The organism is Streptomyces scabichelini (assembly GCF_011045015.1).
In the GTDB taxonomy this organism is placed as follows: domain Bacteria; phylum Actinomycetota; class Actinomycetes; order Streptomycetales; family Streptomycetaceae; genus Streptomyces; species Streptomyces scabichelini.
In genome coordinates, this window is sequence record NZ_JAAKZY010000033.1 from 42,359 (window position 1) to 62,394 (window position 20,036).

11 protein-coding genes are annotated in these 20,036 nt (G+C 71.1%); 8 read left to right on the plus strand and 3 right to left on the minus strand.

The features are described from left to right. Positions 1-265 precede the first annotated feature (265 nt). The 5 genes from G5C60_RS13350 (at position 266) to moeZ (ending at position 6,516) form a co-directional block, all read left to right on the plus strand. The gene (locus G5C60_RS13350; RefSeq protein WP_165258493.1) at positions 266-2,149 is read left to right on the plus strand and encodes a DUF3492 domain-containing protein; all 1,884 of its coding nucleotides are present in this window, start codon (positions 266-268) and stop codon (positions 2,147-2,149) included. Between the two features lie 179 nt (positions 2,150-2,328). Beyond that, positions 2,329-3,420, plus strand: coding sequence for a hypothetical protein (locus tag G5C60_RS13355; RefSeq protein WP_420907368.1), 1,092 nt, complete (start codon positions 2,329-2,331; stop codon positions 3,418-3,420). Positions 3,421-3,577: 157 nt separating this feature from the next. Further along, positions 3,578-4,537 carry an NAD-dependent epimerase/dehydratase family protein gene (locus G5C60_RS13360; RefSeq protein WP_165258495.1) on the plus strand — a complete coding sequence of 320 codons (960 nt, stop codon included), beginning with the start codon at positions 3,578-3,580 and terminating at the stop codon, positions 4,535-4,537. Beyond that, complete coding sequence (locus G5C60_RS13365; protein ID WP_165258496.1) at positions 4,525-5,274, plus strand: spherulation-specific family 4 protein; 750 nt, start codon at positions 4,525-4,527, stop codon at positions 5,272-5,274. The genes G5C60_RS13360 and G5C60_RS13365 overlap by 13 nt, the downstream gene beginning before the upstream one ends. Before the next feature lie 63 nt (positions 5,275-5,337). Further along, entirely contained in the window at positions 5,338-6,516 is a 1,179-nt protein-coding gene (gene moeZ, locus G5C60_RS13370) for an adenylyltransferase/sulfurtransferase MoeZ (protein WP_165258497.1), read from the plus strand. 167 nt (positions 6,517-6,683) lie between these two features. Here moeZ and G5C60_RS13375 read toward each other — a convergent pair whose 3' ends face one another. The 3 genes from G5C60_RS13375 to G5C60_RS13385 all read right to left on the minus strand — a co-directional run bounded on the left by G5C60_RS13375 (position 6,684) and on the right by G5C60_RS13385 (position 12,779). Beyond that, complete coding sequence (locus G5C60_RS13375; protein WP_165258498.1) at positions 6,684-8,246, minus strand: alpha/beta hydrolase; 1,563 nt, start codon at positions 8,244-8,246, stop codon at positions 6,684-6,686. Between the two features lie 116 nt (positions 8,247-8,362). Then, positions 8,363-9,910: an alpha/beta hydrolase gene (locus tag G5C60_RS13380; protein ID WP_165258500.1), complete on the minus strand. Its 1,548-nt coding sequence runs from the start codon at positions 9,908-9,910 to the stop codon at positions 8,363-8,365. An 88-nt stretch (positions 9,911-9,998) separates the two neighbouring features. Continuing rightward, a complete protein-coding gene (locus tag G5C60_RS13385) occupies positions 9,999-12,779 on the minus strand; it encodes a lysylphosphatidylglycerol synthase domain-containing protein (protein ID WP_165258502.1) in 2,781 nt (926 codons plus the stop codon). 185 nt (positions 12,780-12,964) lie between these two features. On the opposite strand from G5C60_RS13385, the gene G5C60_RS13390 reads away from it, so the two are divergent. From G5C60_RS13390 to G5C60_RS13400, 3 genes are all read left to right on the plus strand, one after another. Next, positions 12,965-13,330 carry an MGMT family protein gene (locus tag G5C60_RS13390; RefSeq protein WP_165258504.1) on the plus strand — a complete coding sequence of 122 codons (366 nt, stop codon included), beginning with the start codon at positions 12,965-12,967 and terminating at the stop codon, positions 13,328-13,330. A gap of 311 nt (positions 13,331-13,641) precedes the next feature. Then, positions 13,642-17,121, plus strand: coding sequence for a UvrD-helicase domain-containing protein (locus G5C60_RS13395; RefSeq protein ID WP_165258506.1), 3,480 nt, complete (start codon positions 13,642-13,644; stop codon positions 17,119-17,121). A 135-nt stretch (positions 17,122-17,256) separates the two neighbouring features. After that, positions 17,257-20,036, plus strand: a 2,780-nt coding sequence (locus G5C60_RS13400; RefSeq protein ID WP_338145807.1) for an ATP-dependent helicase, incomplete at its 3' end; no start/stop codon positions are given.

The following is a 20,036-nucleotide window of genomic DNA, read 5'->3' on the forward strand; positions in this document are numbered from 1 at the left end:
CCGCGGCGCACAGGGATACGGCGCACAGGGATCGCGATGCGCTCCGGGCACGTTCAAGAACTGGCCGTAGCATGACGATGCGTACTCGACCGGTCTCTTAGCGCGACGAAACGCGATCCGCGCGGGAAAGTTACGACCGTTCACCCCTTTTGGTGGCGCGATGGACAACCGTCCATCGCGCCACGGCTATGTCCGCGTACGTTCGTTCCGCTGTGAGCCGCCGGGTCAACGGCGGCTCCCCATACGGGAGATCAGGGGTGCACTCGTGCGCATCGGACTGCTTACGGAGGGTGGCTATCCGTATGTGAGCGGTGACGCCATGCTCTGGTGCGACCGGCTCGTACGCGGGCTCGGGCAGCACGACTTCGACATCTACGCGCTCAGCCGGAGCGAGCGGCAGGAGGGCGAGGGCTGGAGCCGGCTCCCGCCCCAGGTCGGCCGCGTACGCACCGCGCCGTTGTGGACCACGGACGACGACGGCGTCGGGTACGGACGACGGCCGCGGCGGCGGTTCGCCGAGCTCTATGGGGAGTTGGCGGCGGCTGTCTGTGCGGGGGGCGCCGCCGCATCGGACAGCTCCGAGGACGGCTCGGCGAGTGTGGCGGACCGTTTCGGCAATGCGCTGTACGGGCTGGCCGAACTCGCCCGGGACGAGGGCGGCGGCCTCATCGGCGCCCTGCGCTCCGAAACCGCCGTGCGTGCCCTGGAGAGCGCCTGCCGCGCGCCCGGCGCACTGCACGCCGCGCGGGGCGCACGCGTGCCCGACCTGCTGACCGTCGCCGCCCGTCTGGAGCGCACCCTGCGGCCCCTGTCGCTCGACTGGTACGAGGAGACGGACGGGCTCGGCTCCGTCGACCTGTGCCACGCCACGTCCGGGGGTGCGGCGGCCCTGCCCGGGCTGCTGGCACGGCACTTCCACGGCGTGCCGCTGCTGGTCACGGAGTACGGCGTGCGACTGCGGGCGCACTACCTGGGTTCGCGTGAGGAGTCCGGTCCTGCGCGGGCGCTGCTCGCGGCGTTCCACGGCAGGCTCGCGGCCGAGGTGTACCGGCAGGCCGCGCTCATCACTCCCGGCAACACGCACGCCCGCCGCTGGCAGGAGCGCTGCGGCGCCGACCGAGCCAAGCTCCGTACCGTCTATCCGGGCATGGAGGCGTCCCGCTTCGGGGGCGTGGGCGAGCGAGCGGAGTGCGCCGATCCGGACACTCTGGTCTGGGTCGGGCGGATCGAACCGGCCAAGGACCTGATCGCGCTGCTGCACGCCTTCGCGGAGGTCCGCAATGCGCGGCCGAAGGCGCGGCTGCGGATCGTCGCTCCGCCCGCCGAAGAGCCGGACGGCGCGGCGTATGCGGCCCAGTGCAAGGCGCTGGCCGCGCAGCTCTTCCCGGACGAGGCAGAGGGCGTGTATGCGGTCGGCGACAACCCGGTGTCGTTCGAGGAGATCGGCGGGCCGGAGGTGCCGAACCTCGCGGAGGCGTACGCGGCCGGGGCCGTGGTCGTCCTGTCGAGCGTTGCCGAAGGCTTCCCGATCAGCCTCGTCGAGGCGATGTTCTGCGGACGCGCCACGGTGTCCACGGACGTCGGCGCGGTCGTGGAGGTCATCGGCGGTACAGGTCTTGTGGTGCCGCCGCGCAATCCGCGGGCGCTCGCCGAAGCGTGCGTCGCCCTGCTGGGCGACCCCGAGCGGCGTGCACTTCTCGGCGCTGCGGCACGCGCGCGTGCCCTCGAACTGTTCACCGTTGAGCAGAACGTTGCGGCATTTCACGGCATTTACCTGGAGATCGTCTCGCACTGTCCTGTACGGCGAGGCGCCGCCGACGGCACCGGTGAACCGCTGCCCTTCGCCGTACCGGCCGAGGCCCATGTGCCGGGGCGGTGGGCCGAGTCCCGGACGTCCGGGGCGTCTGGTGCCTCCGGTGCCTCCGGTATCCCTGGTGCGTCCGGTACGTCCCGGGCTCGGTACGTACCGGCGAGCGGCCCGCGGTGGGCGGCGGGGGCGCCGGTGGGTTCGGGAGCGGCGGTGGGTTCGGGGGCGGCGGATGCCGGTTCTGCGTCGGTTCGGAAGTCCGCTTCGGCTCAGGAGCCTGCCCTGGCTCAGAAGTTCGCCTCGGATCAGAAGCCGGTGCCCGCCCGGGAGGGGACGCGATGAGCGGGCGGCGACGGGACGTGGATCCGCCTGGGGCGCCGGGGAGCCCCGGAGGGTGGGACGCGCGCTCGGAGGAGCGGCTGGCGGCCGATGGAGTCCCGGATGTACCGGATATGCCGGATGTGCTGGATGCGCCGGACGAGTCCACCAGCCGAGTCACCGTGGACCCTGTGAAGGCCCTGATGCACCGTCACCGAGAGCTGTGTGAGCGGGCCGTGGATCCGTTGGAGATCGCGGCGGGCCTCGAGTCGCACGGGTTGACCGACCGGACCGTGGCCCGCTTCCGGCACCGGGACGTGTTCTCGCTGGCCGAGGAGATGTACGCGCGCGTGCCCCGCGACGGCGAGACGGCGCCGGGGGCGGCGGCCGTCGTCGTCCCCAGGGTGCGCGCCTGGGCCGTCCTCGCCCTGCTGCCGGGCGCCCTGTGCGCGGCGGCCGTGACCGGGCTGCGGCTCACCGAGGGATGGCCGCGCCTCGCGGTCGCCGCGGTGGGCGTGCTCGCCGTCGCGCTGGGCTTACGTATGGCCCTCCGCAGCGGCCCCCTGCACGCCACGCGCGCGTGGCACACGACAACGGGCACGCGCGCGTGGACGTGCTGGCTCCTCGCGTACGCGGTTCTCGGCGACGGACTGCTCGGCGCCGCCATCGCGGGCGGCCCGGACGGCCTGCCGAACGGTGACCTCGACGGTCCCTGGCCGGTGGCCCTCGCGTCCGGCCTGGCCCTTGCTCTGGCCTGCGCCCCGGCGGCCTGGTGTGCCCACCTCTTCGCCGTACGCTCCCGGCGCAGGCTGGCCGCCAGCCGTGCCCTGGAGGAGTTCGCCGCCTCCGTACGGCCCCTGCTCCTGGGCACGTTCGGGCTGTTCCTCTGTGCCCTGGGCGGACTGTTCGCCTTGTGCGGGGCGCTGCTGGGCGAACCCGCCGATTCCGCCGAGCCAGCCGGGTACACCGGGTACGCCGGGTACACCGAAACCGGCACCCTCGGCGCGCTCCTGCTGCTCGCCCGGCTGCTCACCGTGCACGGCTTCACGCACGCCCCGGCCGTCATCCTCGCCGCCGCCGGCGCGATCGAGGCGACGGCCCTTGCGAGTGTCTTCGCGGGCCGCCTGCCCGGCTGCTCGCTCCTGGCCATGCCCGTCGAGACCGCGGTCGGCGCCTGGGGGCCTGGCGTCGTGCCGGCCCTCGTGTGCGGGGCCGCGGCGCTCGTACTCCTGGTCCACGCGACCAGGACCCTCACCCGGGCCTCGGCCCACGCGGCACACGGTGGGACGCCGTGAACCGCACCCCACGCTCGGCACCCGGCCCCCGCGCCGAGCACGACCCTCCCGCGGAGCCGACACCGCGGACCTCCCTGACGACCCACGCAACACCCTCGAAGGAGAAACACGAGATGATCACCCTCCGTATCGGAGAATCCACCCCGGGAGCCGCCCGATGAGGGTGTTGCTGATCGGAGCCAACGGATATCTGGGCCGGTACGTCGCCGACCGCCTCCTCGCCGACCCGGCCGTGCAGCTCACCGCGCTCGGCCGGGGCGACGACGCGGACGTACGCTTCGACCTCGCCAGCGGCAGCCCGGGCGCACTGACCCGCTTCCTGGACGCGGTGCACCCCGGCGTCGTCATCAACTGCGCCGGCGCCACCCGCGGCGGAGCCCGCGAGCTGACCCGGCACAACACCGTCGCCGTCGCCACCGTCTGCGAGGCCCTGCGCCGCAGCGGCTGCGGCGCGCGCCTCGTCCAGATCGGCTGCGGCGCGGAATACGGCCCCAGCCAGCCCGGCTCCTGCACGGCCGAGGACGCCGTGCCGCGCCCCGGCGGCCCGTACGGCGTCAGCAAGCTCGCCGGCACGGAACTCGTCCTGGGCTCGGGCCTGGACGCCGTCGTCCTGCGGGTCTTCTCGCCCGCCGGACCCGGCACCCCCGCCGGCTCGCCCCTCGGCCGCCTCGCCGAAGCCATGCGCCGCGCCATGCAGTCCGGCGACGGCGAACTCAAGATGGGCGGACTCGGCGTCCAGCGCGACTTCATCGACGTACGCGATGTCGCACGCGCCGTCCACGCCGCCTCCCTCTCCGCCGCGCAGGGCGTCATCAACATCGGCTCCGGACGTGCCGTACGCCTCCGGGACGCCGCCGCCGTCCTCGCGCGCGTGGCGGGTTACGGCGGCGCCCTGCACGAACTCGACGGCCCGCCCGGACTCGTCAGGCCATCCATCGGTCACCCCCGCTCCGAACCCGAGCACACGGCCCCAGCCGCGTACCCCTATCCCGACGGCTGCGGCAGCTGGCAGCAGGCCGACGTGCGCACCGCACGCGACCGGCTCGGCTGGCGGCCCCGGATCCACCTCGAAGAGTCGCTCGCCGATATCTGGATGGAGGCGGCATGTCGTATCTGACCAGCACCGCAACGGGCACCGCGAGCACCGATGTACGTCTCGGCTTCGGTGTCCCCGGCTATGCGCACCCCCTCGTCGCCCCGGTCGAATGGGGCGAACTCACCCGCCCCGGCACCCCCTTGCACTGGGTCGTCCTCAACGTCGCCGACGGTCCCGGCATTCGCCCCGACCCGCACTGCCTCGCCGCGGCGGGGCGACTGCGCAATGCGGGTGTGCGTGTGCTGGGGCACCTGGATGTGACGTATGGCGAACGCAACTTCGGTGAGCTGATCTCGGACGCGCACCGTTATCTCGACTGGTACCGGGTCGACGGCTTCCTTCTGGACCGCTGTCCCACGGACCGGACAGCGCTCCCCGAGGTGAGCCGTACGGCCACGACCCTGCGAGCGCTCCTCGGCGAGGGGCACATCGTCCTCGGACACGGCTCCCACCCGTACCCCGGATATGCCGAAACCGCCGACCAGTTGGTGACCTTCTCCGGTCCCTGGAGCGAATACCGCTGGTCGCAGGTGGCGGAATGGACCGCCGCATACCCGCCCGAACGCTTCTGTCACTTCGTGCACAGCGTGCCCCGCGGCCATCTCGACGAGGCGCTGCGCATCGCCCGCTGGCAGGGCGCCTCGACGATCTACTTCACCGACCGAACCGACCGCGACGGCCGCACCGACCCCTGGGAGACCATGCCCGGCTACTGGGACGAAATCGTCTCGCGGGTCGGAACGGGTGTCTCGGAATGAAGATGGGCGTGGCACTGTTACGTCAAGAACAACCGTAGTGATTGACCGACCAACGGAGTCCCCGTGTCGCTGCCACCCCTGGTCGAGCCAGCTTCTGAGCTCACCGTAGACGAGGTCCGCAGGTACTCCCGCCACCTGATCATCCCCGACGTCGGGATGGACGGGCAGAAGCGGCTGAAGAACGCCAAGGTGCTCTGTGTGGGCGCCGGCGGCCTGGGCTCGCCGGCCCTCATGTACCTGGCCGCGGCGGGCGTCGGCACGCTCGGCATCGTGGAGTTCGACGAGGTCGACGAGTCGAACCTGCAGCGCCAGATCATCCACAGCCAGGCGGACATCGGCCGCTCCAAGGCCGAGTCGGCCCGCGACAGCGTGGTCGGCATCAACCCGTACGTGAACGTGATCCTTCACGAAGAGCGGCTCGAGGCCGAGAACGTGATGGACATCTTCAGCCAGTACGACCTGATCGTCGACGGCACGGACAACTTCGCGACCCGCTACCTGGTCAACGACGCCTGCGTGCTCCTCAACAAGCCGTACGTATGGGGCTCGATCTACCGCTTCGACGGCCAGGCCTCCGTCTTCTGGTCCGAGCACGGTCCCTGCTACCGCTGCCTCTACCCGGAGCCCCCGCCGCCGGGCATGGTCCCCTCCTGCGCCGAGGGCGGCGTCCTCGGTGTGCTGTGCGCGTCCATCGGCTCCATTCAGGTCACTGAGGCGATCAAGGTCCTCACGGGCACGGGCGAGCCGCTGGTCGGCCGACTGATGATCTACGACGCCCTCGAGATGCAGTACCGCCAGGTCAAGGTCCGCAAGGACCCCAACTGCGCGGTCTGCGGCGAGAACCCCACCGTCACCGAGCTCATCGACTACGAGGCCTTCTGCGGCGTCGTCTCCGAGGAGGCCCAGGAGGCGGCCGCCGGCTCGACGATCACTCCCAAGCAGCTCAAGGAGTGGATCGACAACGACGAGAAGATCGAGATCATCGACGTCCGCGAGATCAACGAGTACGAGATCGTCTCGATCCCCGGCGCCAAGCTGATCCCGAAGAACGAGTTCCTCATGGGCACCGCCCTGGAGACCCTTCCGCAGGACAAGAAGATCGTCCTGCATTGCAAGACGGGTGTCCGCAGTGCGGAAGTCCTCGCCGTGCTCAAGTCCGCCGGTTTCGCGGACGCGGTGCACGTCGGTGGCGGCGTGATCGGCTGGGTCAACCAGATCGAGCCCGAGAAGCCGGTGTACTAGGCGCAGGCTTTGCGGGGAGGGGCTCGGCACCGGGTGTGCCGGGCCCCTTTCTGTTGAGCAGGTCCATGCGGCACGGGTTGAGCAAGTCCCTGTGGCGCGGGCAGGTTTCCGTGTCGGCCGATGGTCTGCCGCCCGCTCGAGCGAGAGCGGGTGGCAGACCGCTCGAGCTACGACTCGCAGACCTTCCCGTCCTCCGGCACCGACCCCTCCAGCAGGTACGCGTTCACCGTGTCGTCGACGCAGGAACTCCCGCTCCCGTACGCACCATGCCCCTCGCCCTTCCAGGTGAGCTCGATACCGACGCCCTTGCCCAGCTCGTCCGCCATCTTGCGGGCGCCCTCGTACGGCGTCGCCGGATCGCCAGTGTTGCCGACGACCAGAACGGGCTCCGCTCCGGGCGCGCTGACCTCCGGCGTCTCGTACTGACCGGCCACCGGCCAGTTGTGGCACCAGCCGGCCGTGTCCCAGCCCATGAACTCGCCGAAGACGGGCGATATCTTCCGGAACTCGGGGAGCAGCTTCTTCGTCTCCTCCAGCGTCGGCCGCTCCTTGCCGTCCAAGCACGATATGACCCGTTGTGAATGCGTCGTCGTGCCGTAGCGCCCCGTCGCGTCACGTTCGTTGTAGCTGTCCGCGAGCGTCAGCAGCTCCGAACCGTCGCCCTTCTCCGCGGAATCCAGCGCGCTGGTGAGGCTGGACCAGGTCTGCTCGCTGTAGAGCGGCAGGACGATGCCGGTGAGTGCCAGCGTCTGCGTGAGCTTGCGTCCGCCCGATGTCGGCAGCGGTTCGGCATCGATCTTCTTCAGCAGGTCGGCGATCTTCTGGGAGCCCTCCTGCGGGTCCTGTCCGGTGGACTTGAGGTAGTTGTCCAGCGCGCGCTGGAAGCCGCGCGTCTGGTTCTTGGCGTGGCCGATCGTGCCGGCGCTCGGGTCGACGACGGCGTCCAGCACCAGGCGGCCCACGTTCTTGGGGAACAAGTGGGCGTACACACCGCCCAGTTCGGTGCCGTACGAGATGCCGAAGTAGTGCATCTTCCGGTCACCGAGCACATGGCGCATCAGGTCCATGTCGCGGGCCGTGTCGGTCGTCGAGACATGTGCCAAGAGCTTGCCGGCCGACTCCTCGCAGCCCTTGCCGAAGTCGGCGGCGTCCTTGAAGTACGACGTCTCCTCGGCCGCGGTGTCCGGCGTGGAGTCGACCGACTCGGCCGCCTGGATCTCCTTGTCGCTGCGGCAGCGCACACCGTCGCTGGCCGCGACCCCGCGCGGGTCGAAGCTCACCAGGTCGTACCGCTCGCGGAGTTCGGACGTCAGAGTCGCGTACGACGGCATCATGGAGACGCCCGAGCCGCCCGGGCCACCAAAGTTGAACAGCAGCGAGCCGATGCGTGAGCCCTCGCCGGTGGACTTGCCGCGGATGAGCGCTATCTCGATCGTCTCGCCCTTCGGCTTCGCCCAGTCCAGCGGCGTCTTGAGCGTCGCGCACTGCCAGTCGTCGCCCGGCGCGGGTCCGTCCGAAGAGGCCTCGCAGTCGCCCCAGTCGAGCTTCTGCGACGTGAGCGAGGCGGGCAGCTTCGCCGTTGAACCGGTCGGTGGAGCCGCGGAAGGCGTGTCGCCGGCCTTGCCGTCGTCGCTCCCCTCGTCGGACGAGCCGCCACCGCAGCCCGCCGCAAGCCCGGTGACCAGCACCGCGGCCGCGGCCAGCGCCGTGGATCGTACGAAACGCGCCATATGCCCCTTACCCCCTCGCGAGTCATCCGCACGAGCCGCGAATGACGGTCAGGCCATAGTAGGCAGACGGGACGTCAAGCCATGGTCGCCTGTGGATAACGCTGTGACCTGCGGATTTAAGAGCAGACCAGCTCTGCCGGCGGGACCTTGCCGTCCAGCAGATAGCCGTTCACCGCGTTAAGCACGCACTTGTTCCCGCTGCGGTACGCACCATGCCCCTGGCCTTTGTACGTCAGCTCGACGCCGACGCCTTCGCCCAGCGCGTCCACCATCTTTCGGGCGCCCTCGTACGGCGTGGCAGGGTCGCCGGTGTTGCCGATCACCACGATCGGTGCCGACCCGGGCGCGCTCACGTCGGGGTGGTCGGCGGCTCCTGCCACGGGCCACTCGGTGCAGCCGAGCAGACCCCACGCCAGATAGTCGCCGAACAGGGGAGAGGCCTGGCGGAACTCCGGAAGCTTCGCGTCCACGTCGGCGGTGGTGTAACGCGGCTTGTAGTCCGCGCAGTTGATGGAGATGTTGGCTGCGGTGATGTTGCTGTATTCACCGTCCTCGTTGCGTCCGTTCATGGCGTCGGACAACACCATCAGGACGGTGCCGTCACCGTCGTACGCCTGCTGGAGCCCCTCGGTGAGGTACTGCCAGAAGTCCTGGGAGTAGAGCGCCTGCACGATGCCGCTGGCGGCGGCGGTCTGAGTCAGCTCGCGCGGGAAGATGCCCGGGATCGGCTTGCTGTCGAGGCTCTTGAGCAGTTGGGCGATCCGGTTCTTGACGTCCTGTGCGTTGCCGCCGACCGGGCAGTCCTCCGCCTGCGAGGTGCAGTCCTCGGCGAAGTTGTCGAGCGCGAGCTGGAAGCCCCTGGCCTGTCCGAGCGAACCCTGCTCCGGACTCCGTGTCGGGTCCACGACGGCGTCGAAGACAGTTCGTCCCACTCTCTTGGGGAACAAGTGGGCGTAGACACCGCCCAGTTCGGTGCCGTACGAGAAGCCGAAGTAGTGCAGCCTGCCTTCGCCGAGGACCTGCCGCATCAGGTCCAGATCGCGAGCCGCATCAGTGGTGCGCAGGTGCGGGAGGACCTTCCCGGAGTTCTTCTCGCAGGCCGAGTTGAACTCTTTCGTCTCGTCCAGGAGCGATTTCCGCTCGGCGGAGTCGTCGGGTGTGGCGTCCTGCTGGAAGTACTCGTCGAGCTGTTCGTCACTCTCGCACTCCACGCCCGCGCTCCGGCCGACCCCGCGTGGGTCGAAGCTGACCAGGTCGTAGCGGGTGCGCAGTTGCGCGAAGTCCTCGGCGAACGGGGGAAGCGTGGTCACTCCCGAGACGCCAGGGCCGCCGAAGTTGAAGACCAGCGAGCCGATGCGCTTCTCCTTGGCGCCGCTCGCCCGAGCCCGGATCAGCGCGAGCCCGATGGTGTCCCCCTTCGGCTTGTCCCAGTCGAGGGGCACCTTCAGAGTCGCGCACTGCCACACGTCGCCGTCGGGCAGGGGCGACGGGGCATCTCCGCCTCCCTGGGATTCGGACGGCGCCGGACAGTCCTTCCAGCTCAGCCGCTGCGCCGACAGATCCTCGTCCTTGTCGTCGGAGTCGCTGTCGCATCCGGCGACGGTCGCGGACAGCACAAGGGCGGCGGCCAGGGCAGTGGCGTGCAGCTGGGCGGCATTCGGCATGTTCCCATCCTGCGGTCGTGCCGGAGGGGGCGCTCGGGGCGCGGGCCGTGCGGGTGAGGGGGATTTGTCCGTGGGGACGCAGGCGGGACTAGAGCGCACCCTTGCGTGTCAGATGGTTGAAGAAGAGCCACCCCGGCAGCACCGGCAGCCACAGCGTGAGAAGCCGGTAGAGCAGCACCGCGGGTGCCGCGACCTCCTTGGGGAGACCGACGGCGATCAGACCGACCGTGAGTGTCGCCTCGACCGCGCCCACGCCGCCGGGGGTCGGGGCCGCCGAGCCCAGCGCGTTGCCGGCGAGGAAGACGACCGCGACGCTGGCGATGCTGAGCGTGGGCATGTCTTCGCTGCCGAACGCCCTGATCGACGCGTCCAGGCACATCACGAAGCAGGCCGTCAGCAGCAGCATGCCGCCGATGCCCGTGATGAGCTTCTGCGGACGCTGGAGCACGTCGAGCATGCGCGGCACGACACCCGCGAAAAGCGACCGCACGCGCGTGACGACGAATTTCCGCAGGAACGGAATCGACGTCATCACCAGCACCAGTACCGCGACCGTCAGCAGGCCCGCGATCACCGTGCGGGACGGCGACAGCGACGGCGTCTTCTCCGTCCCCGTCAGATAACCGAAGGAGAGCAGCAGCAGAATGTGGCTGCCCAGACCGAACAGCTGCGAGGCCCCGACGCTCGCCACCGCGAGCCCCGGCCGCACCCCCGCGCGCTGCAGGAAACGCGTGTTGAGGGCGACACCGCCCACCGCCGCGGGCGCCACGATCTTCACGAAGGACCCGGCGACCTGCGCCCCCACGGCCCGCAGGAACGGCACCCGCTCGGGCACGAAGCCCAGCAGGCTCATGGCCGCCGCGAAGTAGCTCAGCGCCGAGAAGAGCACGGCTGCGGCCACCCAGCCCCACTCGGCGTTGTCGAAGAGCGTGCCGAACTCGATGTGCGTGAGCTGCGACAGCAGGAAGTACCCGCCGATGGCACCGGCGATGAAACTGATCAGCGTGCGCGGCCGGATGCGCTCCAGGCGGGCCGGCTCGACCGGCGCCTGCGGCCTGATCAGCAGCACCTGGTGGCGGATCTGGGTGAGCAGATCCTCCTCGCGTGCCTCCTCCAGGGCCTCGTCGATCGCCCGCTTCTCGGAGCGCTTCTCGGCCCGTACGGCCTTCTTGTCGGGCTTTTCGAGTACGGGCCTGGTGTCTTCCTCGGCCTCCTCGGTGCGCGTGGGCCTGGCATGCCGAGAGGCCTCCAGTACGGCCTCCCGCTCGCGCTGCGCCCGCTCCCGGGCCAGTTTCCGCAGCGTCGCGCGCGTGGCGCGCGTCAGCGCGATGGGCTGCAGCATCGGCAGACAGTCGGCGACCGTGTCGGGGCCGAGCACCTCGAGCGCCGACGCCACCGCGCGCTCCGCGCCGACCCGCAGGGCCAGCGTGGTCACCAACTGGGCGATGTCCATGCGCAGCAGCAGTTCACCGGCCGCGATCTCGCCGCCGCGCAGATCGGTGAGGATCACCGTGCCGGAACGATCCACCAGAATCGCGTCGCCCGCCAGCCTGCGGTGCGCGATGCGCCGCGACTGCAACGCCTGCACCTGGTGCCAGGTGTCGCGCAGCAACTCGTCGGTGATCTCCTCGTCCGGCAGCGAGTCGAGCGTGCGCCCGCCCGTGTGCTCGTAGACGAGCATCACGGCGTCCGGGCCCAGCTCGGAGGTCGCGATCAGCTTGGGCGCGTTGGCCCCGGCCGCGATGGCCGCGTACGCCAGGAGCGCCTCCTGCTCCAGCGCCTGGCGCAGCGACTGGAGGCTGCGCCGCGTGGTGATGCCTCGCAGGGTCAGACGCCGCCACACGCGGTAGAAGAAGCCCTGTGCCTGCTGCTCGCGGTCGACCACCGTGACGTCCAGCGGTCGGCCGTCCTCAAGCGTCACGAAGTACCGGCGCCCGCGGTCCCCGCTCTCCGCGGTCTCCGGTGTCTCCTCGCGGGCCGCGCTCACCGGGTGGAAGCCGACGTGCCGCAGGCCCGCCATCAGCGTCCGCCCGGTGGGCCGCACGTTCGGCGAGCCGACCGCGTAGAGCGTCCCGTAGGCCACGCTCCAGCCGATCAGCACCGTGAGGATGATCGAGAACGGTGTCGTGTAGCCGGTGACCAGCATGGAGAAGGCGTCGAGCAGCAGCACCACCCACAGCACCGCACGCCAGCGTGGCCGCCGTGCCATGCCGACGGCCGTCATGTACGCGATGACGGGTGCGAGGTAGCCGTGCACCGGGTCGGTGAGGGCGTGGATGTCGCCCGGCGAGGGCTGGGTGAGCGCCTTCTGGATTGAGTCCGGTGCGGCCCTGGCGACCCACAGGTCGGTGGCGAGGGTCACACCGTGCGCGAGGACCGCGGCCAGGACGCCGTCGGCGATGCGCAGACCGTCCCGCTTGATCAGCCGCTCGATCGCGAAGGCCACCGGCACCAGCAGGATCGCGATGCTCGACGCGAGCCCCGCGATCTTGATCAGCAGGTCGGGCGCCTCGTCGGTGCCCTTGTTGATGTCCTGGGCGAGTCCCGACGTCGTTCCGTGCGCGAACGCGGCGATCGCCAGCAGTACGACGACCGCGAGGATGCCCACCAGGAGGCGCATCAGATCGGAAGGACGGTGCACGCGCGCGGGAAGCAGTGGTTCGTCGCCCTCGACCGCTTCGGAGTGGGCGTCCTCGACGTCTTCGGGGTGGGCGTCGTCTGCTTCGGAGCGGGGCGTGTCGGCGTCCGGGGCGCTCTTCTTCTTGTACGTGTCCGAGGTGGGCTCGTCCGAGTCGTCGCCGGTGTCCGGGCGCGACGAAACCTCAGAGGTGCCCTCCGCGTCTTCGGGGTGCACACCCTGCTGTTTCATCGTCTCTTCTTGGTCTCGTATCACCAGTCACCGCCCGCATGATGGTGGCATGCCCCACCGACACAGAGGGGCATCAGGGGGCAATGCGGGGGCGCACAGTCTGCCCGACGTGCCGCTCCGGGGCGAGGGATACGCACGGTCGCCGACCCGTCACGTTGTCGGTGGGGTGGGGCAGGATGGGGCGGATGAGCGAGGAGAGCTTTCCGGCGGACGCCCTGCCGGAGTACGCGGAGCGGGTCCTTGAGGTCGCCGAGCTGATCCCGCCCGGGCGCGTCATGACGTACGGGGACGTCGCCGAATGGCTGGAGGAAGGTGGACCGCGCCAGGTCGGCCGCGTGATGGCCCTCTACGGAGGAGCCGTTCCGTGGTGGCGCGTCATACGGGCGGACGGCGTACTGCTCCCGGGCCACGAACTGGAGGCTCTCGGCCACTACCGGGCGGAGGGCACGCCTCTGAAGGAGGCGAGCAGGGCCTCCGAGGGCCATCTGCCGCGCGTCGACATGAAGCGAGCCCGATGGGACGGCGGGCAGCGAGCGGAACGTCACACTTGACAGCTTCCGCCATCGGACGCCCGAAGGGGGGATCGGTCGGCCGTGCGGGGGAAATTGGGCACGTCTGTGGCATGCCGTACGTTCGTGGCGTGGGGGACTCATGCGTCGTGAGGGATTCGAGGGAACAAGCGGAAGCTCTCCTTCCACACCACTCACCGGCGTAGCGTCGACGGGACGCATCTCCTTCACCACGAGGCCACCGCCCTCCACGCGGGGCAGTTCCCCCACCCGTCGCCCGACCACCACCCCTCAACGACGGCGCTCCGCGCCGGCAGTGACACATTGCACACCCACCAGGACCGGCGAACCACGTGAGCTCCTCTTCTTCCACCAGGCGCCTGTCGCACCTCCAGGGGCGACAGGGGAACCGTGGCGCTTACCGACTGGTGCGTACCCCGCCGGTCCGGGTAGATCCCCCTCTGCTGGACGCAGGGCAGCGCGCGGTGGTTGACCACAAGGGGGGCCCGCTGCTCGTCCTCGCAGGTCCGGGTACCGGCAAGACGACCACACTCGTGGAGTCCGTGGCGGCCCGGATCGCGCGCGGCACGGACCCCGAGCGGGTCCTGGTGCTGACGTTCAGCCGCAAGGCCGCCGTGGAGCTGCGTGACCGCATGGCGCTGCGCATAGGGGCGGCCCGCGCACCCCAGGCGACCACTTTCCATTCGTTCTGCTACGCCCTGGTCCGGGCCCACCAGGACAGCGGCCTGTTCGTGGAGCCCCTGCGGCTGCTCTCCGGCCCCGAGCAGGACGTGGCCGTGCGCGAACTGCTCGCGGGCCAGCCCGGCCTGCAGCGGCTCGGCCTGGCCCATGTGCGCTGGCCGGACGAGCTGCGCGCCTGCCTGACGACGCGCGGCTTCGCCGACGAGGTCCGCGCGGTGCTCGCCCGCAGTCGCGAACTGGGGCTCGACCCGGACGCCCTGGACTCCTTCGCCTCCCGTATCGGCCGCCCCGACTGGCGCGCCGCGGCCACCTTCCTCGCCGAGTACCTCGACGTTCTCGACATGCAAGGAGTGATCGATTACGCGGAACTGGTGCACCGCGCGGTGCTGCTCGCCCGCCGTCCGGAGGTTGCCGAACGGCTCGCCGCGCAGTACGACGTGGTCCTCGTCGACGAGTACCAGGACACCGATCCGGCGCAGGTACGGCTGCTGCACGCGCTTGCGGGCGGCGGCCGCACTCTCGTTGCCTTCGGCGACCCGGACCAGTCGATCTACGCGTTCCGCGGCGCCGACGTGAACGGCATCCTGGAGTTCCCGGAGGCCTTCCCGCGCGCGGACGGCACTCCGGCGCCGGTCGAAGTCCTGAGGACGTCACGCCGGTCGGGTGCAGGACTACTGGCCGCCACCAGGCTGCTGACGCGGCGCATGCCCCTGACCCGCCTCCCGGCGGAGAAGGTACGCGCTCACAGGGAGCTGGCTCCCGTACGGGACGGCGGCCGAGTCGAGGTCTACACGTACCCGACCCCCGGCACGGAGCTGGACAACATCGCGGACATCCTCCGCCGCGCCCACCTGGAGGATGGCGTGCCCTGGGGCGAGATGGCCGTCCTGGTACGCGCCGGCCACCGCACCATCCCGACCATCCGCCGCACCCTCACCGCGGGCGGCGTCCCCCTCGACATAGACGGCGACGACCTCCCCCTGCGCCACGAACCAGCGGTGGCGCCCCTGCTGACGGCCCTCAAGGCGGTGGCCGCGGCGGCGCTTCGGGATGACGCGGCGCCGGCCGAGCCGGCCGGGGCCGAATCCGGTGTGGGCGCCGACGAAGAAGGTGAAGAGGGTTCGGAGGAGGGACAGGAAGAGGGTTCACAGGAGGGAAGTGACGTGTCCGCGCGCGCGGGCACCGGTCGCGCGGACAGCGCCAGTGCTGTGCCCACGGACGATGCCTCCGAGCCCGACGCCGCCGCTCCGCAAGCACCCTGGCTCGACACCGAGACCGCGCTCACCCTCCTCGCGTCGCCACTGGCCGGCATGGACGCCGCCGATCTGCGCCGCCTGGGCCGCGCTCTGCGCGAGGAGGAGCGCGCCGGGGGCAACCTCGTGCCGCCGCCCTCGGACGACTTGCTGGCACGGGCGCTGGCCGAGCCGGAGCGGCTGGTCGCGCACGACCCGTCGTACGCGCGCGGAGCCCAGCGCCTGGGCGCGCTGCTGCGCAAGGCCCGTGAGCGCCTCGCGGGCGGCGGCACGGCCGAGGAGGCGCTCTGGGAGCTGTGGGACGGCACACCGTGGCCGCAGCGCCTGGAGCGGGCCGCCCGGCGCGGGGGCGCGGCCGGGCGCAACGCGGACCGCGACCTCGACGCCGTGTGCGCGCTGTTCGCGACAGCGGCCCGTGCGGAGGAGCGCACAGGTGGCCGTGGCGCCCTCAACTTCCTGGAGGAGATCGAGGCCGAGGACATCGCCGCCGACACGCTCACCCGCAGAGCCGTACGCCCCGAGGCCGTACGCCTGATGACGGCACACCGCTCCAAGGGCCTTCAATGGCGCCTGGTCGTCGTCGCCGGCGTCCAGGAGGGACTGTGGCCGGACCTGCGCCGCCGCGGCTCCCTCCTGGAGGCCGACCGCATCGGACGCGACGGCCTTGCCGAACCGCTCACCCCCGGAGCGCTGCTCTCCGAAGAACGCCGCTTGTTTTACGTAGCCGCCACGCGCGCGCGTGAACGTCTCGTCGTCACCGCCGTGAAGGCCCCCGCCGACGACGGAGACCAGCCGTCCCGTTTCCTCACCGAACTCGGCGTCGAACCCAAGGACGTCACCGGCCGCCCCCGCCGCCCCCTGTCCGTCGCCGCACTCGTCGCCGAACTGCGCGCCACGATCGTCGACCCCCGTGTCTCGGACACCCTCAGGGAGGCCGCCGCCCGCCGCCTGGCCCGGCTCGCCGTCCTCGGCGACGAGGACGGCCGGCCTCTCGTGCCGTCCGCGCATCCCTACCGCTGGTGGGGCATGTACGAGCCGACCGAGAGCAAGGTGCCGCTGCGCGACCGCGACCAGCCCGTCGTGCTCTCCGGAAGCGCCCTCGACCAGCTCGCCAACACCTGCGCCCTCCAGTGGTTCCTCGGCCGCGAGGTGAAGGCCGACGCCCCCGCGACCGCCGCCCAGGGCTTCGGCAACGTGGTGCACGTCCTGGCCGACGAGGTCGCCTCCGGGCGCAGCCCCGCCGACCTCGCCGTCCTCATGGAGCGCCTCGACTCCGTGTGGAACGCACTCGCCTTCGACGCACCCTGGAAGTCGGCGCAGGAGAAGGAGCACGCGCGCGTGGCGCTCGAACGCTTCCTGAAGTGGCACGTGCTGGACCGCTCGGGCCGTACGCCGGTCGCCAGCGAGCACGACTTCGACGTCACCCTCGAAGCGGGCTCCTATGAAGTACGCATCCGCGGCTCCATGGACCGCGTCGAGCGGGACACCGAAGGCCGTGCCTACGTAGTCGACTTCAAGACCGGCAAACAGGCACCGAGCGCCGCCGACGTGGCCCACCACCCGCAACTCGCCGTCTACCAGCTGGCCGTCCGTGAGGGTGCCGTCGACGAAGCCTTCGAAGGAGAACGCCCCGACCCCGGCGGCGCCGAACTCGTCCAGCTCCGCCAGGGCGCTCCCCAGAAGGACGGCGGCGAGACCCTGCCGAAGGTGCAGGCCCAACAGCCCCTGGCCGGGGAGTGGATCGGCGACCTCCTCGCCACCGCCGCGGGCAAGGTCCTCGACGAACGGTTCACACCGACCACAGGGCAGCACTGCTCGCACTGCGCATTCCGGGCGTCGTGCAGTGCACGGCCCGAGGGACGCCACGTGGTCGAGTGACCCCCGCACCGGGGAGCCGCGTCGTCAAGCGATACCGGAAGTGACGTACCGCACCACGTGTGCTGACCAGCGCATCCTCCGGCCCGGCGGCCGTTGCGGCCCCCGCTGTCAGTGGGCGCGGCTAGCCTCTCTGAGGTGCCAGCCCGTATCACCGATCCCGAACAGCTCAAGGAGCTCCTCGGCATCCCGTTCACCCCGGAGCAGACGGCCTGCATCACCGCACCGCCCGCCCCGCAGGTGATCGTGGCCGGAGCCGGCTCCGGCAAGACCACGGTGATGGCCGCGCGCGTGGTGTGGCTGGTCGGCACCGGGCAGGTCGCCCCCGAACAGGTCCTCGGCCTGACGTTCACCAACAAGGCGGCCGGTGAACTCGCCGAGCGCGTCCGCAAGGCTCTGATCAAAGCCGGCGTCACCGACCCCGACGTGATCGACCCGGACAACCCGCCCGGCGAGCCGGTCATCTCCACGTACCACGCCTTCGCGGGCCGCCTGCTGACCGACCACGGCCTGCGCATCGGGCTTGAGCCCACCGCGCGCCTCCTGGCCGACGCCACCCGCTACCAGCTGGCCGCCCGCGTACTGCGCGAAGCCCCAGGGCCGTATCCGGCGCTCACCCGCTCCTTCCCCGACCTGGTCAGCGACCTCCTCACGCTCGACTCCGAACTCGCCGAACATCTCGTACGCCCCGAAGAGCTGCGCGCGTACGACGCCTCGCTGCTGCGCGACCTGGAGAGCGCCAAACTCACCAACGCCGACCTGCGCAAGGTCCCGGAGACGGCTGCCGCCCGCCGTGAACTGGCCGAGCTCGTGAGCCACTACAGGGCGGCCAAGCGCGACCGCGACCTCCTCGACTTCGGCGACCAGATCGCCCTGTCGGCGACGCTCGCCCGCACCCGCCCCGAAGTCGGCGACATCCTGCGCGACGAGTTCCGGGTGGTCCTCCTCGACGAGTACCAGGACACGTCGATCGCCCAACGCGTCCTCCTGGCAGGCCTGTTCGGCGGCGGCACGGGTCACCCCGTGACCGCCGTGGGCGACCCCTGCCAGGCGATCTACGGCTGGCGCGGCGCGTCCGTCGCCAACCTCGACGACTTCCCCGAGCACTTCGCGCACGCGGACGGCCGCCCCGCGACCCGCCAGGCGCTCAGCGAGAACCGCCGCAGCGGCGGCCGCCTCCTCGACCTCGCCAACGGTCTCGCGGAGCCTCTGCGCGCCCGGCACGCGGGCGTGGAGGCCCTCCGACCGGCCCCTGGTGCCGAACGCGACGGCGTGGTGCGCTGCGCGCTGCTGCGCACCCACGCCGAGGAGATGGACTGGCTCGCCGACTCCATCGCCCATCTCGTGCGCACCGGAAAGGCGCCCGCCGAGATCGCCGTCCTGTGCCGCACCGCGACCGACTTCGCGGAGATCCAGGGCGCGCTCGTCGCCCGCGACATCCCCGTCGAGGTCGTCGGCCTCTCCGGGCTGCTGCACCTCCCGGAAGTCGCCGACCTCGTCGCCGTCTGCGAGGTACTCCAGGACCCGGGCGCCAACGCCTCCCTGGTCCGCCTCCTCACAGGCCCGCGCTGGCGCATCGGCGCCCGCGATCTCGCCCTCCTGGGACGCCGCGCACGGCTCCTCGTGTCCCACGCGCGCGTGGGCGCCGACGACGATCCGGACCGCCGGCTCGCCGCAGCGGTCGAGGGGGTCGATCCGGCCGAGGTGATCTCGCTCGCGGATGCCCTCGACACGTTCCTGGAGACGCCGCTGGGGGGTGACGGGGACGACGACGGGCTGCCCTTCTCGCCGGACGCGCGCGTGCGGTTCGCCCGGCTCGCCGCCGAACTGCGCGACCTGCGCCGCTCGCTCGCCGACCCGCTGATGGACGTCCTGCACCGCGTCCTCGCCACGACCGGCCTGGAGGTGGAACTGTCCGCGTCCCCGCACGCCCTGGCCGCCCGCCGCCGCGAAACCCTGTCCAACTTCCTCGACATCGCAGCGTCCTTCGCCGCCAACGACGGTGAGGCCACCCTCCTGGCCTTCCTCGGCTTCCTGCGCACGGCCGCCCAGTACGAGAAGGGCCTCGACAACGCCCTGCCGGGCGGCGAGAACACCGTCAAGGTGCTCACCGCCCACAAGTCCAAGGGCCTGGAATGGGACGTCGTCGCTGTACCCGGGCTGGTCACCGGCACGTTTCCCAGCACCCAGGGCCGCGAGAAGTGGACCGCCCAGGGCAAGGTCCTGCCGCACGAACTGCGCGGCGACGCCGACACACTGCCCGACATCGACGCGTGGGACTCCAGGAGCATGAAGGCCTTCCACGAGGCCATGAAGGACCACCAGCACACCGAGGAACTCCGCCTCGGCTACGTCACGTTCACCCGCCCCCGCTCCCTGCTCCTCGGCTCAGGCCACTGGTGGGGCCCCTCCCAGAAGAAACCACGCGGACCCTCCGCCTTCCTGCAGGCCCTGTACGAGCACTGTGCGGCCGGACACGGCGAGATCGAGGTCTGGGCGGACGAACCCGAGGAGGACGAGGAGAACCCTGCGCTGCACGAGGCCACCGGCGACCACGCATGGCCACTCCCGCTGGACGACGCGGCGCTGTCCCGCCGACGGGCAGCCGCGGCAACGGTGCTGGCCCACCTGGAGTCCGAGTACTCCCACGAGGCGGCCCACCCGTCCGCCCACGACGCCCACGCCCCGTACGACGATCCGGACTGGCCCCCTCCGCCCGAGGACGACGAACCCCCTTACGATGAACCCCCTTACGGGGATGGTGATTTCGCCGACGAAGCCGTGTACTCGGACGAGCCCGTCCATGAAGGAGCCGATTTCGCGGACGTGCCCCACGGAGAGGCCGAACTCGCGGACCAGCACCCGCGCGACTGGGAGTCATGGCCCCGGAACCGGCCGAAGATCCCGCACCCCACACC